This is a genomic window from Domibacillus sp. 8LH, from assembly GCF_038806185.1.
In the GTDB taxonomy this organism is placed as follows: Bacteria; Bacillota; Bacilli; order Bacillales; family Domibacillaceae; genus Domibacillus; species Domibacillus indicus_A.
Window position 1 is genome coordinate 1 of the sequence record NZ_JAVJNG010000340.1, and the last position, 235, is coordinate 235.

At 58.7% G+C, this 235-nt stretch carries 1 protein-coding gene; it reads right to left on the reverse strand.

Annotation, left to right across the window (positions count from 1 at the left end; translation table 11 throughout):
* The coding region (locus RG959_RS24940; RefSeq protein ID WP_342799379.1) for a hypothetical protein at positions 1 to 235 on the reverse strand (235 nt) is incomplete at both ends.

Sequence of the window (235 nt, forward strand, 5' to 3'; positions counted from 1 at the left end):
CTTCCACAAGAGATACATCGTCGGGAAGCCCGTCGGTGTCCAGGAATAGTAATCATAGGCTGTCCATGGCGCTACCCCGCTCGCGTCAACCGGCGAGGTAACGGTCGCGATGTCGCCCCAGGGCGCATAGGTGTACGTCGTGGCATTGCCTCGCGCATCGGTTTCAGTTGCAACCTTGTTGTAGGCACTCTCATAGGTGAAGCTTCGAGTGAGCGGTGCGAGACCTGAGCCGGAT